Source organism: Vibrio genomosp. F10 str. 9ZD137 (assembly GCF_049974785.1).
In the GTDB taxonomy this organism is placed as follows: domain Bacteria; phylum Pseudomonadota; class Gammaproteobacteria; order Enterobacterales; family Vibrionaceae; genus Vibrio.
The window spans coordinates 1-315 of the sequence record NZ_JBNGCJ010000195.1 but is presented as its reverse complement, the minus strand read 5'-3'; the positions used below and the strand labels follow the sequence as shown (position 1 = coordinate 315).

The window sequence follows — 315 nt, the reverse complement described above, 5'->3', positions numbered from 1 at the left end:
ACGCTCGCTGGTGACAGCCAAATGTGTGAAGTCAGCACAGGTTTTTCTATTGCGTGTGACGATGACTATGATGGTCTATCAAACGCCGACGAACTTGACGCGGGCACCGACCCAAATAACCCGAATGACCCAGTGCAAGGGGGCAATGAAGACCACGACGGCGATGGCCTCAAAAAAGGCTTAGAAGTCGCGATGGGTTGGGACGACAACGACCCCAACAACCCGGTGCAAGATGGCAACAAAGACGAGGATGGTGACGGCATTAAAAAAGGCCGAGAAGAAATAGAAGGTTGGGACGACAACGACGCCAACAAC

Annotated in this window: 1 pseudogene; it reads left to right on the top strand. The window is 52.7% G+C overall.

Annotation, left to right across the window (positions count from 1 at the left end):
• Positions 1 to 21 precede the first annotated feature (21 nt).
• Positions 22 to 315, top strand: a pseudogene (locus ACP45E_RS02515) (hypothetical protein); the annotation flags it as partial.